Annotated in this window: 1 protein-coding gene; it reads right to left on the bottom strand. The window is 61.9% G+C overall.

Annotated features, from left to right (window positions below):
- Nucleotides 1–494, bottom strand: a 494-nt coding sequence (locus tag EOA22_RS36155; protein WP_245478798.1) for an NAD(P)-dependent methylenetetrahydromethanopterin dehydrogenase, incomplete at its 3' end; no start/stop codon positions are given.
- Between the last annotated feature and the right edge of the window lie 184 nt (nucleotides 495–678).

Here is a 678-nt window from a genome sequence, read left to right as displayed (position 1 = left end):
TGCTTGACCCGTTCGATGCCGTCATGGCCGACAAGTGTGACCCGGGCACCTTCCCCTGCCGCGATGACGGCGGTGCAGAAGCCGACGACGCCGGTGGCGCCGAAAACAGCCACTCTCGTATCCCTGAGCGCACGCTGGAATTTCTTCTCCAGCGCCTTTTCGACCTTGGCCACCATCGCCGCGGCTGTGGTGAACGAGCCGGCTGGATCGGCAAATACCGAAACCTGGAAAGGCGGCACCATCGCCTTCTTCGCGGCGTCGAACATGTCGAGCGCCAACGAGGCATCCTTCCCGGCGATGAAGATGCCGGTGTCGACACCCGCATCCGGCGGGCGTGAAAAGATCGCGTCCTGGACCAGTCCCGTCACTTCGGCCAGGCCCACATCGACATAGGGGACGACGGCGTCGAAACCTGCGTCGAGCGCCATGTTCACGTCGAAGGGGCTCATCTGCTTCAACGGTGTCAGCATGTGCAGGATGTGTTTGCGGGCCATTTCTTGCCTTTCTGCCTGAAACTGAAGCGTCAGCTGCCGACGAGATCCAGCCTGGTTGAACTGATCTTCGCGCCGGAGTTCCTGCCCTTGACGATCTTGACCTCAAGGCCGCCCTCAACTGTCGTCTTCCGAACCGCGTCGACGAACTTGAGTGCGGCGTCCTGCGATGGCGCGAAGGCAAAGC

Source organism: Mesorhizobium sp. M7A.F.Ca.US.014.04.1.1, from assembly GCF_003998745.1.
GTDB classification, from domain to species: Bacteria; Pseudomonadota; Alphaproteobacteria; order Rhizobiales; family Rhizobiaceae; genus Mesorhizobium; species Mesorhizobium ciceri.
Note: the sequence above shows the minus strand (reverse complement) of the source record. Positions and strands in the feature narration are given on the sequence as shown.